The sequence below is a fragment of the Mesorhizobium sp. M0664 genome, from assembly GCF_040320565.1.
Taxonomy (GTDB): domain Bacteria; phylum Pseudomonadota; class Alphaproteobacteria; order Rhizobiales; family Rhizobiaceae; genus Mesorhizobium.
In genome coordinates this window covers 87,116-110,148 of sequence record NZ_JAMYPW010000014.1, presented here as the reverse complement: position 1 = coordinate 110,148, position 23,033 = coordinate 87,116, and the positions used below count along the sequence as shown (strand labels likewise).

Sequence of the window (23,033 nt, the reverse complement as noted above, 5' to 3'; positions counted from 1 at the left end):
TATCTTTTGTACCAGCGCTTGGTTGGTTTTTCGGGCAGGCCACAATCGCAGGGATGTCCAGCCCAGCGCGGCTGCAGGCCGCTAAGCCCCGTACCACGGCGGCGCTTCCGCACGAAACCAGCAGACAGAACCCTGAAATCCTGCAGGGCTTTGTCATCATTGGTTCGCCCAATTCATGTAGTGCCGAAAAGAAAAAAATAGCTCAACCTCGAAGCCTTCCGTCGCCTCGATTGCGGAGCCCTCGGCTATGTTTCGAGCAGTTGACGACACTGCGCCACGGTTGGCGGGGATGCGAGGTGCGAAAGAAATCTAAAAATGTAAAAGCCGACAGGCAAAATATTTTACCAACGCCCGAACTATGGCTATTGCATTTGCAATAAGAAGGCAATGCTAAATTAATGGCGATAACTATTTGTGAGGGGTACTTAATATAGCACGTAGATACCAAGTTCGGAGCTTCTCCGGTTTGGTGCTGCAATCGTTGCGCGCGTTGTCGGGCTCGGGGGCGAACTGTCCATGAAGAAATCGGCCACTTTGTTGGCGTCTACGATTGGCCTGGCCCTGTTGCTTGGCCTCGGCTCCTGGGCGGCAGGAGGGTTCAGTCAATTGTCCAGGTCGATCTTTCCCGGGATGCCAAACTCGGCATCCCGAAGTATGGAGCCCTGTGAATTGGCCTTCAAATTCGATGTATCCGGAGCGGAAGGTGGCAACGCCTCGTTGGTGGAGTGGCATGTCAAGCTGCCAAGAGCTTTTGTCTGGAATGAACTTGGCGGCAACAACAGTGTTGGTGGAGGCGACGATAGTCAGTTTCATTCTGCTGATATAGCTGCGGTGATCGATCCTAACACTGGAGAGTTCTCGCCCTCTGTATTTTCCAACACCAAAGACAATTCTGCAAATGGCTACTTTATTTATTTGGAGAACGGGCCGGTAGGTAAAAGGCTGTCAAAGACGGAACATTGTGTGCGCAATGACGAAATAGACGGATTCTTTGGCCATGATAAATTGCCTTCTCGTGTATGCAGCAAAGATGCGAGTGTCGAGCGAAGGTGTCTAGTATATGCATTATGATGGCTGGGGTGTTCAGGTTAATGCCTAGTCGTCGTACTTCAATGATTATCAGAAAGCATGTAACGCGGTTACGGGCTTTTTAAAGAAATATACTTCGCGCGCTGACGACGTGCGCGAAGCTGGCGGCTGAACAATTCGGAGGCGGACATGGCAGGCAGTGGCGTTACGCCGAACGGCGAAGCAGCGTTGACCGATCAAGAAATCGACGTCTTGAGCGATCTGTTAGTGGCGCATGATCGTGGGGGGTTCTACATGGCGTACAACGCCATGATCTGCTGATCGATGAAATTCGGCTTGGGGGAGGCGATATCGTCGATGGTTCGCTGCTGGTTAACCTGGCAAGACAGTTCGGCAAAGCAACCGGCACCGGCAAAGCTCTCCGCTCGGCGATAGACACGGCAACGCCGGACCCCCGCCGCTACACTAGCCGGAAACCGGTCAGTTCACCGCAATCGCTCAAAATTAGAGCTATGCTGCCGCTCCTATCTGCATCGGCGGCACCTCAAGCCCTAGTAGGAGCTCCTTTAGTGCGCACGACAAAAAGTCGACGCCCCCAGTTTCACGCGCACCCCAACCTCTACTTCGATTTGTAGTTTATGCCGATCGGCATAAGTTGTCAGTCGCAAATCGCTAAATTAGCATTTCCTCAATTTTGACGATGCTTGGGTTCACAAACTGAGCTATGCTGATTGCACACGAAGACAGCAAGTAGAGACAGCAAGCAGACGTGGTCGTCGAGATGCGATGCGACGGGATGATGACCTTTGTTCAGGGGAGGGGCCTGGAATGTCGACGAGTCCTCAGCCCGTAAGTGGCTTCAGACGTAAGTTCTGTTGGAGCGCTTCCGATGAGAAGAATGAAGTTCTCGCCCACGAATGGCTATCGCTTCGGACTCTCTGGAAGGCCACTCGACCCAGCGTTACAGATCCCGCGGTACAGGCCGCGGTAGACGATCTTTTCCCTCAAGAGACTTGGAAGTCGGGTCCGGAGGAATGGCACAAGCTAAATGCCGCCGAGCAGACGATCGGTTTGGTGCTTATTGAGCCGCAGCTCACAACAGAATTCATGATCCTGATGGAGTTGGCCAGATCGCGAAAACTGGCAAGTCTGGCCCAGCACGAGACAAACGCAACGTTATTCGAGGCAACAGACGAAAGCGACAAGGCGATGGGGCGGAAGCGTGCGGCGTATGTCGCGCTTCTAGATGACCTCCAGAGGTGGTTTATCAATCAACGGTTCATTCGCAGGATTCGTGGCGAGACAGCATCACGTCTTTTCATTTTTGGACTGTGCGTCATGGGCATATCGATATTGCCATTCGTTGTGTATTTTCTCATTTTTTCGTTGCCGTTCTATGGCAGCAGCATCCCGCCGAACGACATCGCAAAAGGACACACCTTGTTCTCTTCCAGCCCGGTTTTCGGTCTCGGTATGGTTTCTGCTTTTGGAATCCTCGGCGCCTATTTCAGCCGGGTTATGAGATTCCAGATGAATATCCAGACATTTGGCTTTGAAGACGTCGTGACCGAATATCAGCCAAGGATGCTCTATGTGCGTCTTTTGTATGGAATGGTCGGGGCATTTGTCCTCTATTTTCTCCTGCGAAGTGGCATCATCGGCGGTACAGCCTTTCCAGATCTGGAAAAAATCTCGGTTGGAGAGCATGTTGTGTGGCACGCGAATCCGACTGGAGTGTCTGCCGCGCATGACGGGACAATGGACCCAAGCGGATTGACGATCCTGAACCCAACAGCCGATCTTGCGAAACTTCTCGTCTGGTCATTCCTGGCCGGCTTCTCGGAACGGCTCGTGCCGGATACCCTCGACAGAACCGAGGCGAGGTCGAAAAACGGCGATCACGAGTAGATCAATGACCTGGTCGCAATGTGCGCCACGACGGTTGGCGAGCCGCAATGATGCAGCTGGTCAACCCGTCAAGGTGCGCCAACGATTGCCGCGCGCATCGGAACTCATATTTGCCTGAACCTGCGATTAAGAACAACCGCATTGGACTGCTGCGGAGCATGCAGGGCTCTGGCCGTCTTTATTGATGGATGGGGCAGATAGATAAGTAATATCAGATAGTTACTTGAGGCCATGTGCGAAAGTCGCGCACGAAGTTCTGCTTCGCAGATATCGCAGGCACAGCTTGCCCGATCGATAGGCATCAGCTTTCAACAGCTCCAGAAATACGAGAACGTGCGTGAGTGCTTCCATGCTCTACGAGATTGCCAGGTCGCTAGGAGTTCCCGTCAGCCGATTCTTCGAAGGTCTCCCGGGCAATCAGACCAGCCCTGACGCTCCGCCTCTTCCAGTCGATGAATACATCGATTTCATTGCCAGCGCCGAAGGCCGGCGTCTGATTGAGGGACTGATGCAACTGCATCCGCGGGTGCGGGGCCGAGTGTCCGCCGTGATCGCAGTCCTAGGGGAGGAATTGCTAGTCGTCGACGCGAATAAGGATAGCTAGCTGTGAGCTTTCGGGAGGTTGTCCATTCGGACCGGACCGGGGAGACTGGAGTTACCAGGCTTCAGCACTCACCGGAGGGTCCGAATGAACATCCACAAGAATGCCCGTCTCGCGCCGCTGCGTCGAGAAGAGATGGCGCTGTCGGTGATAGAATGCGCCTTCTCCAAAGCCCATGCGGCGCGTGTCTACGGCGTGTCGGCCAAGATCGTGGCGCGCTGGGTCGAGCGCTATAAGTCCGAAGGGCGGGCCGGTATGATCGACCGTTCCTAGAAGCTCGGTCGTTTCGAGCGCATCGGTCATCGCATTACCGGCAAGCGCACCGGCAATGCCAGCTCGCGAGGCAGGGAGTTCGTCCATGTCTGCATCGACGACGCCTCCCGCATCGCCTTCTCGCAGATCCTGCCCGACGAGAAAAAACAAAGCGCCATCGCCTTCCTCCTAACCTAGTACAGGTAGTGTGGCATGCAAACGCACAAAAGCCAGAGGGAAATACTAGCACAGCTCTGATTCAACGCCACACGTTGCTTGAGACAATGACGGGTCTGATACGCCGGTCCCGTCCTCAGTCGAGCGTCCGCGAGAGGCGTTCAATATTCGGTAAGCAGCTCCGAATTTTGGCGTTCGTGCGCCATGCCGTTCGGGCGAAGATCCAGACAACGACACGCGCCAAGATGGATCTCGTTTGCATCGTGCTGCAGTCGAATCGGAAAGGTCCTAATGTTCAGAAAGTGGCTCGTAGCCGTATTCTTTGAGACGATGCCGAGCTTTCGCCAATTCTTCCGGCGTAAACAGCTCGTGCCAGCGCTTGTTTTCGATGACGACGGCTTCCACGGTCAAATCGAGGCGCTTTCGAAGATATAACGCTGTGTACCCATCTGACGGTTTGGCGGCGTAATCAGCGTCTTGGCTGTCGAATGGCCTCCATTGTCCGTGACCATTTGCAGAAAGATAATCGCGTTGTACTTCGCTTCGGACTTGGCGCGTCGATAGATGTCGAACATCGCTAACGTAAATTCGGCTTGGAGATCGGCCATTGCAATGCTCCGCCACGACAGCAGTGCCCGACCGCCAGCGGGCCGCGTCTCTGGCCGGCACAGTTCCAAATTTATGTGCTCGACTGGGCCTTATAGACAGTGTCCGTTCGAACCGACGCGACCCCTTTTACAGTGCGAAGCGCCTCGAGTGCGCCGGAATTGACGCTACCGTTGACAAGCATGAAACGCTCGTGGCTTTCCACCTGTTGGAGACCTCGCGATTTTAGAACGTCGACAATCTCATCGAGCCGACTGGACTCAGCCTTGTCGATCCGGATGGTAACATCGACCATCTCTGCCATCATACCTCACCGCTTCCTTTGGCCTGGAGCAGCCCTTTGCCGACATCTCGGGCCAATATGGGTAAGGGTTTTGTAATCTGAATCACGCGCGCCCACAACGCCCATCCGCGGAACTTGGGATCGGACTGAGCGATGAGGGCCGCAACGCCGGCAACATGAGGTGTCGCCATGCTTGTGCCATCCCATCGGGCGTAGTTGTTGCCGGGCAACGATGAGAGTATGTCGACTCCGGGCGCCGCGAGATCCACTTCCTGTCCTGGATTCAGGCCCCCGCATGAGAACGAGGCCGGTAAAAAGGAACGGTCCACCGCACCAACCGCCAGGATTGTCGATGCGTTTGCGGGCGAACCCACAGGTGAAATAAGCTGGGGACGCGAACTTTCATTGCCAGCGGCGGCAACGACCAATGTCCCTGCGTCGAGACATACATGCCCAATTTGCTCATAGTCATCGCTCGCAGGATCGCCAATCTGCGTTGGCGCCCCCAGTGACATCGAGATAATGTGGCAGCCTTGGTCCAGCGCCCAATCCATTCCCGCGATAATCGACCGGTCAGTGCCGAATCCATCGTCGCCGAGCACCTTGCCCGCATATATCTCCGCCTCGTAGGCGATGCCGTATCGTGGGCCGGTTGTTGGCCGCAAAGGACCACATGATGTGCCGATACAGTGCGTGCCGTGACCATGAACATCATCTTCCGAACTGCGACTTGCAAAGAGCTTTTTGGTGACCGCGCGACCGGCGAAATCCTGATGTGTGTCGTCAAACCCGGTGTCTAGTACAGCGATCTTTATCCCGGCGCCCGTCATTCCACTTTCGAGAACTCTGACAGCCTGAACACCCCAAGTGCTGCTTGTCTCGTCGAAAGCTGCTGCTGTCGGCCTGGCGCCTTCCGCCCCTTTTTTGCCTAAGACACGATCAACGAGATCATTGATGCCGTCGCGATAGCCTAGAAGGTAGTCGCGGTCCATCATCGTTGCGAGGCCGCCTTGCGTGACCTGCGTGACGTCATATCGTTTCGCCGCTGGTCCGCCGAGCGCATGGTAAGAGCGTTCCGGTCGGACGGCGCTTACGATTTTTTGTTGGACGGCATTTTCCAACATAGGTTTCAGCCTCTCGCCGTCCCGTCGTATGATCGCTATGCCGAAGCGCTCGAAGTACTGGACGTCAGCGCCGTCAAAATCATTTTGAACTGAAGCAGCGGTTCGGAAGTCTTTCGACGAGGCAACGCGGAATCCGCCTTTTTCGAGTTGCTGAACACCAGAGTGACTTGCCTTAGGTGTAAATCGCATCACCATGCCAAGGCCCGATGTGCCGTCGACTTGGGTACTTGCTCTGCGCTGCGTTGGTTTGGCCATGGTCACCCTCCCTAATTCGATTGTTACGCACCCGGCCATTGCTGTTCACCAGCCAGCCGTTGATCTCGTCAAAGAACCAGATGTCGTCAGTGCGGGAATCCGAAACAGGGGCGTCGCCGGCGACAACCCAGGACCAGTCTGTCACGTTGGTCATCTTCCGAGCTCCGAGTTATTTGCCGGCTGTCACCTGGCGGAGATAGCCGTTGGTCATGATATGACTGAGGTTCATGTTCTTCGCCGGAAGTTTAACGCTGCCCATCTTCTCGCCGGAAGTTGTATGGCAAGCGAAGCAGTTCACGCCCGGGAAGAAGGTGCCAAACATGTGGTTAAGCCTCGGACTTTCGAACATTTCCAAATGTCAACGGGGCCGAAATTGAACGAATCGTGGGAACTAGATAATATTTCAAGGTAGTTCCCCCCAAGGCTCAGCCCAACAGGCTCGGCGTCGAATTCGTTCGACGTTGAGCGGGAAAGGTGAATTAGACATTCGATAACACATATTTTTTTTGCAGTAAACGCTATTGGTATGGGCCCGTGTAGCAACGTTCTTTAGCCGGAGTATTGAATGCGGAGCACCGTTCTCTGAAAATCTCAAATCGTTCAAGTCGCTACAGAAGTAGATGCTTATTATTCAAACAACGATCTTCCGCGCCTGTCACTGGGAGACGTTCCAATGCTCGTCGACGTAGAGGGTCATCAGGGCCCAGGTGGAATGGACGGTGGATACGATCGTCGGGCAGCCCACCCATTACTGTCGGTGATCCAGCCAAGTGCCCTTGCGGTGATCCGCCCACTCGGGCGTGACATTGGAGTCCGCCACGCACTCACGCTTGCGCCCCCGGATCCTATCGAACGGTGACGGAAGCTGGGCATGCTGGCGCCTTTGGACAGCCGCAGGCCCCGTGATCAATCCGGAGTTTGGAGTTAAGAGTCGACCTCTAAAACGTCCTTGCTGCAACAACGCCAGTTTGATAATCTAAATAATCGCGCAAGGAGATTGACTTGCCATGACCATGGTTCCGAACTCGAAATTAGCTATTGTCTCGCTTTTGACGCTGTCTGCCTTTGTGTCGCCCGCAATTGCGGGCAAAAATATAATGATTCACGTGAAGGCGGTTGGCGAAGACCAGTCAGTGTCTATGGTAGACGAAATTTCCAAGCAGGACATTTACAAGGGAGAGCAGTTCACCAAAGAGGAGACGAAATTTCCTAGTGTAGACGTCGATGCTTCGGGGAAGGCTCATGTTAGCTGGAAATCCGTCAGCAAGCCGGACGCGAAGGGGCTTTGCAGATTCGGTCAAGGCGATAAGTCGAATATCGACGATAGTACACTGGTGGAAATAGCTGTTACTTCTGCTCCAGACAATTGCCCCAAATGAGGATCGATCTGTCCCAGCGATCCAACTCGCTTCTCAGGTAGAGGATCGCTTTGCCGATCTTAGGAACGGGTGACCGATCACATGCAACTCCAGCTTCGCCTGCGTTGGCGAGCGGCGACTTCTTAGGAGGGTAGTTTGGGCTGCTCTGGCGACTGGTAGCTAAACAAAGCGGCCATCGCTAGGTGCGACCAACGCTAGGTCGCCTTCGCCTTTCGCTTGGCAGGCGCTTCCATGGCTTGTGGAACGGCCTTCCATCCAAGCCCAATGGCCGTTGCTAGTTTCGACCGTCGCGCAGCGTAGCTTAGCTGCCACCATCGGATAGTCGGTTGGCGGTTCCACTTTCGCCGGTGTTCACCTAGCGTCATCCCTAGCAAGCCGAGAAGCGCTTCATCGACCATCCTCCAAGGATATGCCATGCCCTGGCCAAACATGATGAGTATCCTCCGATAGCCGAACCGCCGACGCTCCGCCGCCTCCATCGTGCAGCACTACTGCCTACCGCAGCATCAGATCTGGATCGGGAACTAGAGCGACCAACAACAGCCTACCTCCAAGCGTTTCCGTGAAGTCGACCCCTGCTCTCCACTTCTTCAGCGACGCTGGGGTGGTTTTGATATCGGCAACGAGTCTGTCGTGCTCTCTAGCGGCCTGACTAACACGAGCCAGAACATCTGCGTAAAAGCTACTGCCCGATCGTGCGATTCGACTGCTGATCGACGGCAAGTCGCCGCGAAATGAAAGGCAGCTTAGCGCTACTTTCCTCTCCTCCAGAGCCGGCTTCGTGACGTTGTTGATCGCCTCGTCCAGCGGGCCCCAGATCGTGGTCCAGCACGTCCTCAACTCGGCGCCAGGTGAGTCCAACGCAAAACGTTCAAGGGCAGCGAATATAGGTTGATCGGAACGTGCGGCGATCGATATTCGCAGAATCGCAGGACCAAGGAGCGTTGATCCAAGCCGCTTCACCATCGGGACTAAGTCGGCTCGGCGATGGTGGAAGACCCAAAGAAGGGCAGCGGCCTGGAGGTCCTCCTCTTGCGCAGCGGCGGCGCCCTCCAGTAGGTTGACGCTCGCCGGGAGATCCGGCATCGCGAAGATTGACTGGAGCTTGTCTGCGGCTCTGAAATTCCCGGCGACCTGGTACGTTAGGAGAGGGACCATCGTCCCGGCGGAAACAGCTGCGAGGGCTTGAATCGTCTTTGCATCGAGCGTCTGCAACGGTACGCTGACAAGCATCGCTGCTCCTTGGCCAATTTCGACTTCGCCCGCCTCCGACGCCTTGATTATCAATGCCTCTCCAAGACAATACTGGGCGAGATAGGCTGTGACGCTCGCTCGTTCGGAAAAATCAAGACCATCCGGTTGTTCGGAAAATTTCCGTATTAGATCGAGGAGTTTCTGGCTGCACTTGAACGCCGGTCGATCAAAGGCCACGGCGGCGTCCAAGCTGTTACCGAGCAGCGAACGAGGATCGGAAAGGTCAGGCGCATCGGCAACCGCCGCTTCGGCCAACAGGTCCTCGACGAGCCGGTCGAATCCTGCAACGATCTCTTTGTCTTCTTCAGAAGGCGACAAGAGCCGCCTCAAATAGGCCTGCGTGCCGACGATACGCTTCCAGTCCACACGGGTCCCCAGCAAAGTCGGAACACACCTTGTTCGCGCGACCAGATCTGCGGCATAAGGATTGAACGCCCACTCCTTTCCAAGGAGCCGCTCAACATATGCTGAAATAGGACTCGTGCACGCAGGCGGAATGCGTGGGAACACCAGTTCTTGGTCGAATCTTCTTGGATCGATCATGTCGCCGGAGGCCAGCAACTTCTCGAACATCGGCGCATCGATGGTTGCGATTCTTTGAAGTGCTCGCGTCGCAACCAGTTTTTCGTCGCTAACGAGATCCGCGATGCTCGCGCCGTCACCCTCCGGTGCCGCGGCGATGATGATGTCCTTAGCATCGTAGGCGGTATTCTTGGAGAGACCGCCTGAGGATTGAAGGATTGACCTCGCAAGAGTCGTCGCTTCTTCATTCCGGCCAAGCTGCATCGCGAAGCGAGCACGGCCAATCTCAGTCAGGTTATCTCCGATCGAATCGGCCGGGTCGTCTCGCTTCAACAACACGAGAGGCTGATTTGGCCCAAGCAAAGATTGGGCCCTGATGTCGCTGTTCCGTATATCGAACTCCCAAATGGGATCTGGGAAACGTAACAGATTCCAATCAGGGTAACCCGCTAGCAATTCCACCCCATCGGCTCTCACACGCGCGAACTTGTGTTGATCGAGCCACGTCCAGATGCCCAGCGTCACCGCAATGATGATGCCGACCACCGTCGAAAGCGTGACGAGAAGTCTGCGGCGAAAGTCTTTGATGGAGAAGCGTGCAAGGTTTAACCGCACGGACTCCAAGCTTATGTCGCTGTTGACGAAGACGAGGGGGTCGTCCCCTGCGGAGATTTCGGCCTTGGGTTCCTGCTCCTTAAGTCCAGAGAGCCTACCCCTGAAGAGTTTTCGCATCTCGTTCACGAGAAACGCGGACAAGTCGCGAAAATAGATCTCGCCGTGCTTTCCAACGGTGGGAAGATGACCCGATAAGGCATCGATGAAGAGGTTTGTGAAAGGGGAACCCTCTCCCGGCAACTCCCAGGAAGATTGGCCGCGTCTCGACGCGCTGAGAAGGATGCGGTATTCGAACAGGTCTCCTAGCGCACTGAAGACCAGGGGCGCCCGTTCCGCTAGGGCGGCGCCGCCGCAGCAATCGACGACAATCAGTATTCCTCTCGCCGCTGTACCTGTCAGCGCCTCAGCCAAGTCTTGCGCTGAGATAGATGTGTCCGGTGTCGGAACGGGCTCCGCGTCTACGGTTGCCAGATAAAACGAGCTATCTGTTTCAAGGCCGTGCCCGGCGAAATATACAAAAAGTGCTGCTTCCGGGCTTGCCCGCCGAGCGGCAGAATTCAGTGCAGCAAGGATGGCGTTCTTCGTCGTCTCGGCTGGTAGGGTAAGCAGCTCTACCTGATGGTCAGGAATCCGGCACGCGGTGCTGTCTACTAGGACGGCAGCTAGACGTTTCGCTCCGATGACGCATTCGGGAAGGTCCTTTAGCTTTCCACCGTTTACGGGCCGTGCGTATTGGCCGACCCCAACGACCACGGCGTGAATTGACTTGGAAAATGCCGATGCGTCGCTCGATTTGAAGTCGAGCGGCATACCTCAGAACCATGAGCCAAAAAAGGTGCGCCAGCCTCGACGCATCGCAGACTCGTTGTTGCCACGTTGTACCGCGTTGTTGTTGCCATTGCCTGGCTGGCGTCCACCCACGGCATCGGATGCGCCGGCCGCACTAAGATAAACCAAGCATCCGTTCAGTGCGGCGATCACAAAATCTGAACCATTTTGTCGAGCGTATGCTGCAAGCCCGACACAGATCACTTCGGCTACGACTAGCCCGAACCACGAGCGCGAGAAGCCAAAGGCCTGCTTCGCAACGTTCGTCACGACCAGTGTTGCGCCGGCCGCGCCAGCCAATGTGGCCAAACTGGCCATCGTGAAGAATTGCTGCGCCAACTCGCCTGCCATGCTACCCCCCTTGAACTCCAGCTCGACATGCGGCGAGTAATCGGCCGCGGAGCCGATGACATCATGGTGAAGAAAGAATCGTCTTGACGCAATATATCCATTTTCTGTGCGCAGCCATTTGGTGCGGCAGTAGCTCCGGCTGTGCCGCCGAAGCGAAGTTTCCGCCAAGCGAGATCTGATCCATTGGAAGCACGCCAATCGACGGCTGCCGTTGCAGCAGCCGCACGACCTGCTGCAACGGCAATTGCCGATGCCTGCGTTTCGTCGATCTCCTCACCACGAACGGCTTCTCCGGCTCGGTCAAAACCCTGAACCTCAACGTCAAGTCGGTGACGTTCGCGCAGAGAAGGCAAAAAAGCGAGGTAGCCGCTCCGAATCCGATGGACTTGGGAGCCGGAGAAAATCGCTGAGCCAAATTTCAAACTGACCCACTACCATGCTGGGCGAATCAGGGCCCCGCATAGAGGAACCGCGGCCCGGCATAGAAACCGTCTGCGAGCTGTTGCTGCAGCAGTTCCTCAATACAATTCTTGAACTCGAACATCACCGACACGGCGTTGCGGTCGATCCAGTCGGGCTGGCCGTTGAACCCGATATGCAGCGCGTTAAGCAGCTTGGTGTAGATCGCGTCACATTCATTGGCGAGTTGTCCGGCGCGCCAGTTCGAACTCATGTCGATCGTCCGCGGATTGTCGGCCATCTGCGTGACGTCGGCGAGGTCGTCGACCACGATGCTCTGCTTGGGGTCGAACGAATAGCCTGTCGATGACGACGGATCGACGACGATCCGCATTCCCATGAACAGTTCCTCGAACCGGTAGTAATGCGCATATTCGGTCGAGCTGTCGGTGGGAGAAGTTGGTGTGCCTTCGCCCTGGGTAACGATTGTGGCGATCGCTTGCAGCGCGCTGTCGACGTCCTTGACGATCGTGGCGCCCGGCACCTGGCGGCCCGGGTCGCCGGTGAAGATGGTGTTGGTCTGTTTGGTGATTTCGTCGCCGATCGCGGTGTAGAACTGGCCGATTGTCTCGAAGCTCGGCGCAATGGCTTCCAGCTTTGGCGTCTTGACCGGAATGTGGATCGGGTTTTCGGGCTCCTCGATCTCCATGAATGTATTCTGGACCGTGGCCTTGGAATAACGCTTGATCCCGACGACTAGCCCGTCCGCGCCGCCGATGCCCATCGGCAATGGGCCTGGGTAGTTCGGGATGAACTTGGGTGCGTTGATGACCGGTGCGCCCCCGATCGCGTTGAGAATGTTGCAGGCAAGCTGCATGTGCAGCATCTCCTCGATGATGATGCTGTGCAGGATTCGCCGTGCCTCGGCCCCGCCTGCGCTGGTCCCGCGCAATGTATAGTAAGCGGTCAGATAAGGCGGCATGGTCGAATGCTCGAGCTCGATTGCGTTTTGCAGCGCGCACCGCAGGCTTGCAAGGTCGGTGATGTTTGTCGGCTTGATCTTCAGCATGACCGTTGCCCTATTTCGTGCTGCGGGCGGCGCCCGATTTGATCCGCTGCATCGCTGCGGTCTTGCTGTCAGGGATGTCCGGCCGGTCGCGCGCGGCGGCGATCCGCGAAGCTGCGCGCTCGGCCATCGACACGGCATCGGGCGGAAGCACGGGTTCAGGCTCCAACGGTATTGATCCGTCGATTACCTGCTGCATCCATCTCTCAAGAATGCCACGCCGCCCCGCCGATAGGTCGCGGGTCACCGGCATATGGTTGGGATGCTCGATCGGAAGACCGAGCGCGGTCAGGATTCGAGGGGCAAACGATCCCACCCAATCCTTGTTTGTCAGGCTTATCACCGGGTGTAGCAGCGGCGTTGGGTTGGGCTCGCCAGGATATCCGGGATCGTAATTGACCACCGGACCATGCGGCCGCGGATAGAGGTTGGCATATTGTTGAAGGATCGGCAGCACGTCGCCATTCCATGTGACCATGTTGGGGACCTTGGTCTCGCTGAATAACAGGACGCTGATGAAAAGGCCGGAATCGAATTCTGTACCCGCGTTCACCGCGCCTGCCACTGCAAGATCGATTTCGTATACCTGGCCATCGAGAAACGTGCCGTCAGGAAACTGGCGCGGCCGGCCCGGATCGCTGCTTGCGATCGTGAGGCTGGTCCAGCCCGCGCCGTCGGTTGGTCCGCTGAGGGCGAGTTGCAGGGCCGTGCTGGGGGTGGACACGGTGAAACTGCCGCCGATATTGGTGCTTGAAATGGTTGGAACGATCGTCTGGTCTGCCAAGGGCTGGCCGAATTTGGTGACCATAATGGGGAGAGTGCGGCTTTCGCCGGGGTTCATCCGGCACACGAACATGTCAGCGCGCGCGTAGATGCCGTCGGACGCTTCCGCTGTCCAGACATTCCAGCCTCCGGAGCCATCCGATTGCACGGCGGCAAGTGGCAACGTCTTCAGCGCCTGCAGTTGCAGAGCGGTCAAGTTGCCGTTGGGAGGAAAGGCCTGGATTCCGGCTGTCCGCTCATAATAGCAGTGTGCGGTGTAGCCAAGCAGCGATCCCAGATCGACGATATCTGCCGCCGCCAGGTGCGAGGCGTCGTTCTTGACGGCCACCAAGTGGATGCTACCCAAATCCGGCACGTTGCCGTTGCCATCGTTCGTCAACGCGTTGCCGAAGTCGGCCAGAATCTGTGTCCCCTCGGGATTCATGCAACAGGTGACGTTGCCCAGGCTTCGGCTGGTCGACGCCAAGTGGCGTCCGGCGACGAAATGTACTGGCTCCCCGGCCAGCGCGGGGCCAATCGTGCCGACGATCCGACCGTAGCCACGTTTCTCGCCGCCCATGTTGTAGCTGTCGAGCATAAAACGCATCGACAATTGCCCCTGGATGGTCGCCCTCTGCAATGCCTGCAACGCAGGAGATGCAGACAAGTCGCCCCAGACGACATCGACCAGTGTCGATTGGTAGAATACGCTGGCCCCGGTGTCGCCTTGCCCCCCGCGGCCCCAAATGTCCATGAATGGCGCGGGCGAGAATTGGCCTGACATCAGGACCGCGCCGCTGGCCGGATCGGCAATCCGAACCACCAGCCCGAAGATCATCGATACCATCTGTTGATCCGGATCGAGGTCGACGATCTTGGCGTCGACGCGGTCGCTGCTGTTCTTCAGCGGCAATCCGACCACGGGATCTGCAGTGTTGGTCGTCGCAAATTTACCGTCCCAGGCCGCTGCGGTAATCGCACAGCCACAAAGCCGCCATGCACCGGTGCCCGAGGGCTGCCACCAGCCGTTACTCGATCCTGGGCCGTAGTCCTGATCGTTCGGCTTGAACGTCGCTGAATTGAAATGCCTGTCGTCGTTGTTGACGGTCGACACGTCAGCGCGAAACTGGCCTGCAAAATGCACTCTGGTCGGGTTGAGATAGGACATCGGTGCTTCCTGAATTCCGGGCGAAGGTGACGCGTTCCCAAGTACGAAGTCGCGCTGTTGCCGAGAGATATACGACGCGGTTTGCTGCTATGGATCAAGGGCGAGCGGTCTTCCGCCGCGGACGGATAGGGAGATCAACGCAAGTTGCAGGGTACTCCGCTGGAGTGCGAGGCGCATGGTGTTGAAGCTACCGGCGCGCGTATGCACGATCTGATATTTGCCGAGCTGCGCTGCCGTAATCCGACATCCAACAAAACGGAAGATTCTACTGCCTTTCGGATTCCAGCCGCCATCGTCACCTCCCGTCGAGCGGTCTTCATTCTGGAACGCCGTACTGATGAAGGAGCAGACGCGATTGTCGATGGTCGCTACGTCAGCTTCAAACCACTAGTAAAAACGATGCGCGGAACGTCGAGATAGCTCACTGGAGAACTCCCTCATTTGGTCGACCGCATCACCCGCGAACAATGGCGCCCATCACCGTATATTAAACTCAATATTTGCACAATCCAAGACGGAACCGTGATCTGCAAAACCTGTACTGCGGCGGAGAAAATAAGAGAAGTCTTGCCAGGCGCCTGGGTGCTGGGCGATGGTTGATGATAGCGCCCTGTATCAGAGGTGATCAATGCCCAGATCATACTTGATCGCTCATAATATTATCGGGAATGTGCTCACTATTGTGCTGGGCTTATCGGCCCAATGCGCCTTTGCGGCTGATCAACTCGACAACATCTATCAGACTTACGGTGTGCACAATCCGCCATCGGACAGTCCATGCGCCAATGCAGACTGTGCCTATACTCGTGCACCGGGCGAGCCGACGGATCCACTTTATCCGGAATATTGGTCGTCGGACTGGAACATGTACCGCGTATTCAACAATGCTTCTCAGTATCCGCCGCCCTATGACGGGGCGCCGCCGCCGGCGCTCAAAGCCGGACAGGACTATGAGATTTCCAAGGGTGCGAGCTACTACGATAGCACCTGGAGCGGCCCGACGGGGCAGGGCGCGATGATGGAACACTACGAGAAGCGGTGTTTGCCGATCTTTCCGATTTCCAATCAGTTCACCTGTTCATTCATCTCTCTGGGCGACGTCGCCTTCTTCGTCACCTACGAGTCAGATCGGCCGAAAGGCATGCCGCCAGTCTGCTTGTTCTCGCCAGTCAACCATGCTCCGCGCAGGGACTTCATCCGCCATCTGCCCTATAGCGCCAGCGACAGCAAGCAGCTCAAAAACGCTATTCAGGGCTACTCGTTTTGGGTGGATGCGGCGACAGGCAAGCCGATCCAGGTCGGCGTTAGTCCTGACCGCACCGCGGATCAGGCGATCATGTTCGGCTATGGCTTCATGAGCAAGGCAATGCCGGATCGCGTCGATAGATCAGCAAAGCCCTTCAGGCATCCTCAGTCATTCTACTTCTCCGGTTATCCAATGCCGCCGGCCAACGCGCCGTTCGTGAGCCAGAACTATACCAACTTGGCGATGGTTAAGCCTGATCCGAAAGCAACCTGGGATCTCGTCAGCAAGCTGGACCCTAACAAGCTGCAGGCCTGCCAACTGTTCAACCCGCCTGCCGACGCGGTCGAACTGACCAAAACCCCTCGCGTGCCTACCTGGGGAGATATTAAGCACCAGGACGAGGTCGGTCGGCTTAATTGAAGATCGCATCGAGTATTAGCGACTTGACGTCGGTCGCCACGAACGTGCCGCCACGCAGCAGATCCGGCCGGTCGCTTATGATCAGCGGCCCATGCTCGCGATTGTCTGTGATGCGGCCATGCGACCCCCGCACCAGCGACGCGTTGAGCGGGATAACGTCCATCAGAGCCCGGAAGCCCAATTTGCGCAATGCCAGGCGTTTGCCGATCGCCAGTTTCGGCATGACGATTGCGGGATCGAGAAAAAGTTCGACTGGATCATAGCCGGGCTTGCGATGAATCTCGACCGTGCGGGCGAAATCGGGCGCGCGGAAGTCGTCCGTCCAGTAATAGTAGCTGAACCACGATCGTGCATCTGCGATGGCCACCAGTTCGCCGGAACGTGCGTGATCGAGGCCGATTACTGACTTGTCGTCCGCGCCATAGACCTGCTCGACGCCCGGCAATTCGGTGAGCAATGCCCGAACCTTCGGCAGAAGCAGCGTGTCGGCCACATACACATGCGCAATCTGATGGTCGGCCACCGCAAAAGCTTTCGACGTCATCGGATCGAGCAATTCGCCGCCATCCTCCTCGCGCACCGATAGCAAGCCAGCCTCGCGCAGCGCGCGGTTAATGTGTATCGGGCGGTCGACGCTGGTGACGCCATATTCAGACAGCACCACGACCGAGCGCCCGGAGGCCTGTGCTGCATCGATCAACTCGCCAGCGACGCCATCAATCTCGGTCAACGACTTCTGAACTGCTGGATGTGTCGTGTTCGGCCCGAAACGCTGCAGATCGTAATCGAGATGCGGAAGGTAAACGAGAGTAAGCGTTGGATCGCTTTCAGTCATCACCAGCTTCGTAGCATCCGCGATCCAACGCGTCGAGGCTATGGAGGTCGCCGGCCCCCAGAACTGAAACAACGGAAACGGACCCAGCCGTTCCTTAAGTTGATCCCGCAAGCTTGCCGGTACAGTGTAGCAATCTGGCAATTTGCGCCCGTCGGCCTTGTAAATCGGCCGCGGAGTAGCACCAATCTCGTGGCTGGAGGCCATGTTGTACCACCAGAACATGTTGGCGCAAGTGAAGGCCGGGTCGCGGCGCTTGCCGGTTTCCCAGACCTTTTCGCCGCCGACCAGCCGGTTGGACTGCCGCCAGAACTGGATTTCCATCTGGTCGCGGAACAACCAACCGTTGCCGACAACACCGTGATGGGCAGGCGTGAGCCCAGTCATGAAAGTGGCTTGTACGCTGCAGGTCACCGCCGGCATTACTGTTTGCAGCGAGGTCGTGGCGCCGCTGCGCGCAAGCGCCGAGAGCCGCGGCATATGAACCCCCAGATTTCGTGACGTAAGCCCGACAACGATCATCGCCAACAGAGGTTTCAATCGCCAGACTCCTGGATCAAGCCATATGCTGTCGTCTTCGCAGTAGGACCGAAGTATTCACGGTCTCTCCCGCGGCGCGAAGACCGCGCTCGGACTTGCCAAACCGGCTGACGAAATGGCACCTTCCAGTTGAAACATGGCGCCTCACGCTAGGCAAGCGCCTTCGGTATGTGTCTATTCGGTGGCCGGTTCGGGAATAGGGATGTCGCGTGAGGAAGAATGTCATGCTCGATCAATCGTCCAGCCGAGTAGATGATGTTCGGTTGCAGTCGTTTAGCGTCGCCTATGACTATCCTGTGGTCTTCACCCAGGGTGCGTTTGGTCAAGACAATCGCTGTCTGGCCGATGTCCTTACCCGTCGTGAAGCTGGCAAACGGCACCGCTTCGCCGTCTTCGTCGATGATAGGGTGATTTCGTCGAATCCGGATCTCACCGGCCAAATTGCTGCCTATGCCAAGGCGCACGCGGGCCATGCCGAGTTGATCGGCGTTCCAGTCGCGGTCGCGGGTGGCGAGGCCAGCAAGAACGATCCGGAAGTTGTTCCGCGTTTGCTCTCGCAATTGTCTGAGCTCGCGATCGACCGGCATTCATATGCCATCGCGATCGGTGGCGGCGCTGTGCTCGATGCCGTCGGCTATGCCGCTTCTATATTTCACCGCGGAGTCCGTCACGTCCGCTTTCCAACCACGGTTTTGGCGCAGTGTGACAGTGGTGTTGGCGTCAAGAACGCCGTCAATTCGCGAGGGCTCAAGAACCTGATCGGCACTTTCTCTCCGCCATGGGCGATCATCAATGATAGCGATTTCCTCGAGACACTACCGCCGCGTGAAAAACGAGCTGGCATGGCGGAAGCGGTCAAAGTGGCGCTGATCCGCGATCACGATTTTTTCCTGTGGCTTGAGGACAACGCCGTTGCCCTGGCGCGATTTTCGCCGCCGCATCTGAATCGACTGATCAAGAGTTCTGCGGAATTGCATATGCGCCAGATCGGTGCTGGCGGTGATCCGTTCGAATCGGGATCGGCGCGTCCACTGGATTTCGGCCACTGGTCGGCGCACAAGCTGGAGCAACTGACCAAGAACGCGATCAGCCACGGCGAAGCCGTCGGCATCGGCGTTGCGCTGGACGCGCGCTACTCGGTAATCTCTGGTTTGCTCGCTAAGCGCGAAGATGAGCGCATACTTCGTCTGCTCAAGCAATTGGGCTTTGTGCTCTGGCACGACGCGCTGAAACAAACGGATTCGCAAGGCCGGCTATCCTTGCTGCAGGGGCTTGCGGATTTTCGCGAACATCTCGGCGGCGAACTCACCATCACGCAGCTGGCGGGCATCGGCCGCGGCATCGAGGTACACGCGATGAACCCGGCACTTATTGGCGATAGCATCGCATGGCTCGCGGAACAGGCATGAGGGGCATATGAAGCTCGACGGACTCCCAGGCGACGTGCACCTGACCTACTGCACCAACATTCATGCGGGGGAAAGCTGGTACGATATCGTCGCCAGCCTTGACCTGCACGTCCCATTGATCAAAGCCGCGGTAGCGCCTGATTGCCCGCTTGGGATTGGCTTGAGGTTGTCCGGCGAAGCGGCGGCGCGAGCACGAGAACCCGATGCGCTCGCCGCTTTCCGCGAGCAGCTGACCCGGCTTGGAGCCTATGTCTTCACCATCAACGCATTTCCGTTTGGTCCGTTTCACGGCGTGCGAGTGAAGGAAGACGTCTTTCTTCCGGACTGGCGCGATGCGGCGCGAGTCAAGTTCACCGCCGACAGCGCCGCGGTCCTGGCTGCCGTATTGCCTGAAGGCGTCGACGGCAGCATTTCCACGGTACCAGGTGCGTTCAAGCCTAACGGATTTATAGACGGTGCTGCGGATTTGATGGCATCTAATCTAATGCTGGCGGTGGCGGACCTCGCAATGATCGAGCTGCGGACCGGCAAGCGCATCGCGCTCGCCCTCGAACCCGAGCCGTGCTGCTTCCTGGAGACGACGCAGGAGAGCATCGCGTTCTTCGAAAACGTTCTGCTCAAGCCCGAAATACTCGGCAGCCTCGCTGCCGAGGCGAATGTGAACCAAGCCGGTGCGGAGGCGCTGCTGCGACGTCATCTGGGCATCTGCTACGACGTTTGTCACGGCGCGGTGGAATATGAAGATCTGGTTGCGGAGCTCGGCAATCTGCGCCGGGCCGGGATCACCGTACCCAAAGTGCAGCTGTCTGCGGCAATCCGCTTACCAGCGATGACGACGGAATTGGTCGATGCTGTGATGCGCTACAACGATGGTGTCTATCTGCACCAGACCATTGTCCGAGGGGCGGGGGGTCTGACCCGCTATACTGATCTGCCGGATGCTCTCGCGGCGTTCCGCGACGGTCGCGCCCAAGGCGAATGGCGCATCCATTGCCATGTCCCGGTATTCCTCGCCGACCTCGGCGAGATCGGATCGACGCGTGCCGATCTTGAATCTGTGTTGGCGATGATGCGTCGCGGCTATGTCTCATCGCATCTGGAAGTCGAAACCTATACTTGGGATGTGCTGCCCCAGCAATGGCGCACTGGCTCCAAGGCAGCCGACATCGCGCGCGAGATTGCGTTCTGCGCCAGGCGTCTGGTCGAATGAGCACTATCGCCCGACCGATACCCGCTCTGTCCACTCTGGTGCGGCTCGGCCGTATCTCTAACCTGCCGACCGTGTGGACCAACGCCGTCGCGGCATTGACGATATCTGGCAGCACGCGGCCGGAACAGCTGGTGCTGCTGCTGCCGGCGATGACCACCTTCTATGTCGGCGGAATGTATCTCAACGATTTCTTCGACCGCACCATAGACGCGCGCGACCGGCCTGGGCGCCCAATCGATGCCGGCGAGATCACGGCTGGCGCAGTATGCATCGTCGGCTTCGGCCTGCTGATGGCAGGCGTGGCGCTGATGATCCCGTTCGGGCCGGCCGCGGCAGCGTGTGGCGTCGTGCTGGCGACAATCATCGTTCTCTACGACGTCTGGCACAAGGGCAACCCGCTGAGCCCGATCATCATGGGTCTGTGTCGTGCGCTGGTCTATGTCGGCATTGGCGTTGCAATGGCCGGAACCCTGTCGACAGCTTTGTCGATTGGCGCACTTGCTCTGGCATTGCATGTGGCAGGCATCACCTATGCCGCGAAGCAGGAAGAGCTCAACCGGATAGGCCATCTCTGGCCTTTGCTGATGCTGGCCGCGCCATTGCTGGCGGCTTTGCCGGCCGCAAACAGTTGGCTAGTGGTTGTTGCTCTCGTGCTGTTGCTCGCGGTCGACGCCTCGGCGATACGTCTTCTGGCCAGCAGACCTGGCCCAAGGGCGGTGCCGCTCGGCGTATCCCGTTTGATCGCAGCGATCTCCCTCGTCGACGCTGTGGCCGTCGCATGGTCGGGCGGAAGTGCTTTGATCGTAGCGCTCTGCGCGCTCGGATACCCGCTGACGCGGGCTTCTCAGAAAATTATCCCGGGGACATGAGGTCGACAGATGCAGCGAGGATTTCTCGAACTCGCCGATCTCTGGATTTCGCGGGCGACGGATGACCGGGGGATTGCCTGGTTTCGCGGTGCCCTCGATGAGATAGGACGTCCTGGAAACGATCGCGCGCTTGGCATTGCTATTGGGCTAGCGCCAAGGCGCCTCGGCAAGGCCAGCCTGGCGCTGGGGGGGGAGGATTTGTCTCGTGCAGCAGCGCTGCGCAAGGGCCTTGATCCCAGCAACTGGACCGTGGATCAACTGGCGCGCATTGCGCTGATGGTTGCGAGCTACCGCGACGACGTCAGTTTTGCTGAAACCCTCAATCGTTTCTGTGTTACCGCCGAAATCAACGAACTGATCGCAGTATATCGGGGTCTTCCGGTTTACCCCGCGGCGAAACTAATCGAACCCCGTGCCCGCGAGGCGGTGCGTTCCGGGATGCAGCCGGTGTTCGAAGCGGTTGCGCACCACAACCCCTATCCCTGCGAAGTGTTTGCGGAAGACGACTGGAACCAGATGGTGGTGAAAGCGATCTTCATCGGCGCATCGCTGTGGCGCATTCAAGGCCTCGACCAGCGCTGCAATCCAAACCTGGCGCGCATGTTAGTGGCGCTGGCGCACGAGCGCCGCGCTGCCAGCCGGCCGATCAGCCCCGAAGTCTGGCGCTGTATTGCGCCTTATTTGAACGCAGAATCGATCGGTGCGATGACCCACGCTTGGGGTGCCGGCGTTGAAAATGATCGCTTTGCCATTGCGCTTGCATTGCAGTCCGCACCGGAAACGGATGCAGGTCTTCCGTTCCGGGACCAGATGCGCGAGATGCAAGACACGCTGGGCACCCTGAACATCGACTGGCCTAACCTTGGCTAGTCTGCGCGGTTATGGCAGGTACCTAAACTTGGGCCCAGCAAATTGCCCCGCATTCGGTCCAGCGGTTAGCTTTTGCTGGAGCAATTCTCCAAGAATCGTCTTGAACTCGAACATCGTGCCAACGGCATCGTTCACTTTGTCCGGCTTTCCGTTGAACCCCTGGTGCAGGGCCCGGAGAAGGTTTGAATAGGAAGCATCGGCCTCAGCCGACAGCTGCTCGGCGCGCACGTCGGCGGCGTGGTAGGTCACGAGTGGTGGATCGTCGACCATCTGGATGACGTCAACGGTGTCATCGATAACCAGCGGCTGGTTCGGATCGAAGCTGACCTTGAGTGCCGACGATGGATCGTCAACGATGCGCATGCCCTTCGAGAGCTGCTGGAAACGATAGTAGTGCGCGATTTGATTCTGCAGGTCGGTGGGTGATTTCGGGGTTCCTTCGCCTTGCTCGACGATCGTTTCGATGGCGAGCAAGGCGGAGTTGACATCGGTCACGATGATGTCTTCGCCGGGATCGAAGAAGAAGCCGCCGACCTGAAGGCTTGGGTCGCCGGTGAACAGTTCGGGATGGGCGACGAGCTTGGCGCGGACTGCCGCATAGAATTGCCCGATCGTTATGGGCGCAGCCGCAGCCATCGCGACCACTGCCGGCTTGGTCGGAATCTCCAGCGGGACTTCCGGCTCCTCGATCTTCATGAATGTGTCTTCGATCAGGCTCTTGGAGTAGCGCTTGAGGTGGACAATGAGGTCACCAGCAACGCCCATTGGCAATTCGTGCGGATAGGTCGGTATAAAATGGGCATCTGCGATGACCGGGTGACCCCCGATCGCGTTCAGGATGTTACAAGCGAGCGTCATGTGAAGCATTTCTTCGATGACCACGTCTCGAATCGCCTCGCGCGCATATTTCACGGATTCAGAGCTGCCAGACAGCGTCGCCATCGCCGTGAGATAGGGTGGAATAGTCGAGTGTTCGAGTTGGATGGCATTCTGCAACGCGTTGCGGACGTCGTCGGTGGTCGCCAGTGGCTGGACCATGATTCGGAGCATGATGGAAA

The 23,033-nt window shown here is 57.6% G+C and carries 20 protein-coding genes and 1 pseudogene; 11 read left to right on the top strand and 10 right to left on the bottom strand.

Annotated elements, in window-relative coordinates; all coding sequences use genetic code 11:
* The first annotated feature begins 516 nt into the window (after positions 1 to 516).
* The 4 genes and pseudogenes from NKI39_RS15870 to NKI39_RS15855 all read left to right on the top strand — a co-directional run.
* On the top strand, positions 517 to 1,071 hold the full coding sequence (locus NKI39_RS15870; protein WP_352832857.1) for a hypothetical protein: 555 nt from the start codon (positions 517 to 519) through the stop codon (positions 1,069 to 1,071).
* A 147-nt stretch (positions 1,072 to 1,218) separates the two neighbouring features.
* Positions 1,219 to 1,350: a hypothetical protein gene (locus tag NKI39_RS15865; RefSeq protein ID WP_352832854.1), complete on the top strand. Its 132-nt coding sequence runs from the start codon at positions 1,219 to 1,221 to the stop codon at positions 1,348 to 1,350.
* 507 nt (positions 1,351 to 1,857) lie between these two features.
* Entirely contained in the window at positions 1,858 to 2,937 is a 1,080-nt protein-coding gene (locus NKI39_RS15860; protein WP_352832851.1) for a hypothetical protein, read from the top strand.
* Between the two features lie 688 nt (positions 2,938 to 3,625).
* A pseudogene (locus tag NKI39_RS15855) lies at positions 3,626 to 3,979 on the top strand (leucine zipper domain-containing protein); the annotation flags it as partial.
* A 395-nt stretch (positions 3,980 to 4,374) separates the two neighbouring features.
* Here NKI39_RS15855 and NKI39_RS15850 read toward each other — a convergent pair.
* The 3 genes from NKI39_RS15850 to NKI39_RS15840 form a co-directional block, all read right to left on the bottom strand.
* A complete protein-coding gene (locus tag NKI39_RS15850) occupies positions 4,375 to 4,575 on the bottom strand; it encodes a hypothetical protein (protein ID WP_352832849.1) in 201 nt (66 codons plus the stop codon).
* Positions 4,576 to 4,876: 301 nt separating this feature from the next.
* The gene (locus NKI39_RS15845) at positions 4,877 to 6,235 is read right to left on the bottom strand and encodes a S8 family peptidase (RefSeq protein WP_352832846.1); all 1,359 of its coding nucleotides are present in this window, start codon (positions 6,233 to 6,235) and stop codon (positions 4,877 to 4,879) included.
* Positions 6,236 to 6,404: 169 nt separating this feature from the next.
* Positions 6,405 to 6,557 carry a hypothetical protein gene (locus NKI39_RS15840; protein WP_352832844.1) on the bottom strand — a complete coding sequence of 51 codons (153 nt, stop codon included), beginning with the start codon at positions 6,555 to 6,557 and terminating at the stop codon, positions 6,405 to 6,407.
* Positions 6,558 to 7,242: 685 nt separating this feature from the next.
* Here NKI39_RS15840 and NKI39_RS15835 point away from each other — a divergent pair.
* A complete protein-coding gene (locus NKI39_RS15835; protein WP_352832841.1) occupies positions 7,243 to 7,614 on the top strand; it encodes a hypothetical protein in 372 nt (123 codons plus the stop codon).
* A gap of 495 nt (positions 7,615 to 8,109) precedes the next feature.
* Here the strand turns inward: NKI39_RS15835 and NKI39_RS15830 are convergent, their stop codons facing one another.
* The 5 genes from NKI39_RS15830 to NKI39_RS15810 form a co-directional block, all read right to left on the bottom strand.
* Complete coding sequence (locus tag NKI39_RS15830; protein WP_352832838.1) at positions 8,110 to 10,815, bottom strand: caspase family protein; 2,706 nt, start codon at positions 10,813 to 10,815, stop codon at positions 8,110 to 8,112.
* Positions 10,816 to 10,818: 3 nt separating this feature from the next.
* Positions 10,819 to 11,184 (bottom strand): hypothetical protein, encoded by a 366-nt coding sequence (locus NKI39_RS15825; protein WP_352832835.1) that lies wholly within the window; start codon positions 11,182 to 11,184, stop codon positions 10,819 to 10,821.
* A gap of 61 nt (positions 11,185 to 11,245) precedes the next feature.
* Positions 11,246 to 11,488, bottom strand: coding sequence for a hypothetical protein (locus NKI39_RS15820; RefSeq protein ID WP_352832832.1), 243 nt, complete (start codon positions 11,486 to 11,488; stop codon positions 11,246 to 11,248).
* Between the two features lie 144 nt (positions 11,489 to 11,632).
* On the bottom strand, positions 11,633 to 12,652 hold the full coding sequence (locus NKI39_RS15815) for a ferritin-like domain-containing protein (RefSeq protein WP_352832829.1): 1,020 nt from the start codon (positions 12,650 to 12,652) through the stop codon (positions 11,633 to 11,635).
* 10 nt (positions 12,653 to 12,662) lie between these two features.
* Positions 12,663 to 14,579, bottom strand: a complete 1,917-nt coding sequence (locus NKI39_RS15810) for a hypothetical protein (RefSeq protein WP_352832827.1) — start codon at positions 14,577 to 14,579, stop codon at positions 12,663 to 12,665.
* A 144-nt stretch (positions 14,580 to 14,723) separates the two neighbouring features.
* On the opposite strand from NKI39_RS15810, the gene NKI39_RS15805 reads away from it, so the two are divergent.
* Together NKI39_RS15805 and NKI39_RS15800 are read left to right on the top strand one after the other, a co-directional pair.
* Positions 14,724 to 14,999 (top strand): hypothetical protein, encoded by a 276-nt coding sequence (locus tag NKI39_RS15805; RefSeq protein ID WP_352832824.1) that lies wholly within the window; start codon positions 14,724 to 14,726, stop codon positions 14,997 to 14,999.
* A 223-nt stretch (positions 15,000 to 15,222) separates the two neighbouring features.
* A complete protein-coding gene (locus NKI39_RS15800; protein WP_352832821.1) occupies positions 15,223 to 16,245 on the top strand; it encodes a hypothetical protein in 1,023 nt (340 codons plus the stop codon).
* Here NKI39_RS15800 and NKI39_RS15795 read toward each other — a convergent pair.
* The gene (locus NKI39_RS15795) at positions 16,238 to 17,617 is read right to left on the bottom strand and encodes an alkaline phosphatase family protein (protein ID WP_352832819.1); all 1,380 of its coding nucleotides are present in this window, start codon (positions 17,615 to 17,617) and stop codon (positions 16,238 to 16,240) included. The two genes, NKI39_RS15800 and NKI39_RS15795, sit on opposite strands and share 8 nt — an antisense overlap.
* Positions 17,618 to 17,841: 224 nt before the next feature.
* Between NKI39_RS15795 and NKI39_RS15790 the strand changes: the two genes are divergently transcribed.
* Genes NKI39_RS15790 through NKI39_RS15775 form a run of 4 tightly spaced genes read left to right on the top strand, consistent with a single transcriptional unit; the run spans position 17,842 to position 21,975 of the window.
* A complete protein-coding gene (locus NKI39_RS15790) occupies positions 17,842 to 19,026 on the top strand; it encodes a 3-dehydroquinate synthase (RefSeq protein WP_352832817.1) in 1,185 nt (394 codons plus the stop codon).
* 7 nt (positions 19,027 to 19,033) lie between these two features.
* Positions 19,034 to 20,236 carry a metabolite traffic protein EboE gene (eboE, locus tag NKI39_RS15785; protein ID WP_352832815.1) on the top strand — a complete coding sequence of 401 codons (1,203 nt, stop codon included), beginning with the start codon at positions 19,034 to 19,036 and terminating at the stop codon, positions 20,234 to 20,236.
* Positions 20,233 to 21,105: a UbiA family prenyltransferase gene (locus NKI39_RS15780; protein WP_352832813.1), complete on the top strand. Its 873-nt coding sequence runs from the start codon at positions 20,233 to 20,235 to the stop codon at positions 21,103 to 21,105. Before eboE ends, NKI39_RS15780 begins: the two co-directional genes overlap by 4 nt.
* A 9-nt stretch (positions 21,106 to 21,114) precedes the next feature.
* Positions 21,115 to 21,975 (top strand): EboA domain-containing protein, encoded by an 861-nt coding sequence (locus tag NKI39_RS15775; RefSeq protein ID WP_352832810.1) that lies wholly within the window; start codon positions 21,115 to 21,117, stop codon positions 21,973 to 21,975.
* Between the two features lie 9 nt (positions 21,976 to 21,984).
* Here the strand turns inward: NKI39_RS15775 and NKI39_RS15770 are convergent, their stop codons facing one another.
* A complete protein-coding gene (locus NKI39_RS15770; RefSeq protein WP_352832807.1) occupies positions 21,985 to 23,025 on the bottom strand; it encodes a ferritin-like domain-containing protein in 1,041 nt (346 codons plus the stop codon).
* Between the last annotated feature and the right edge of the window lie 8 nt (positions 23,026 to 23,033).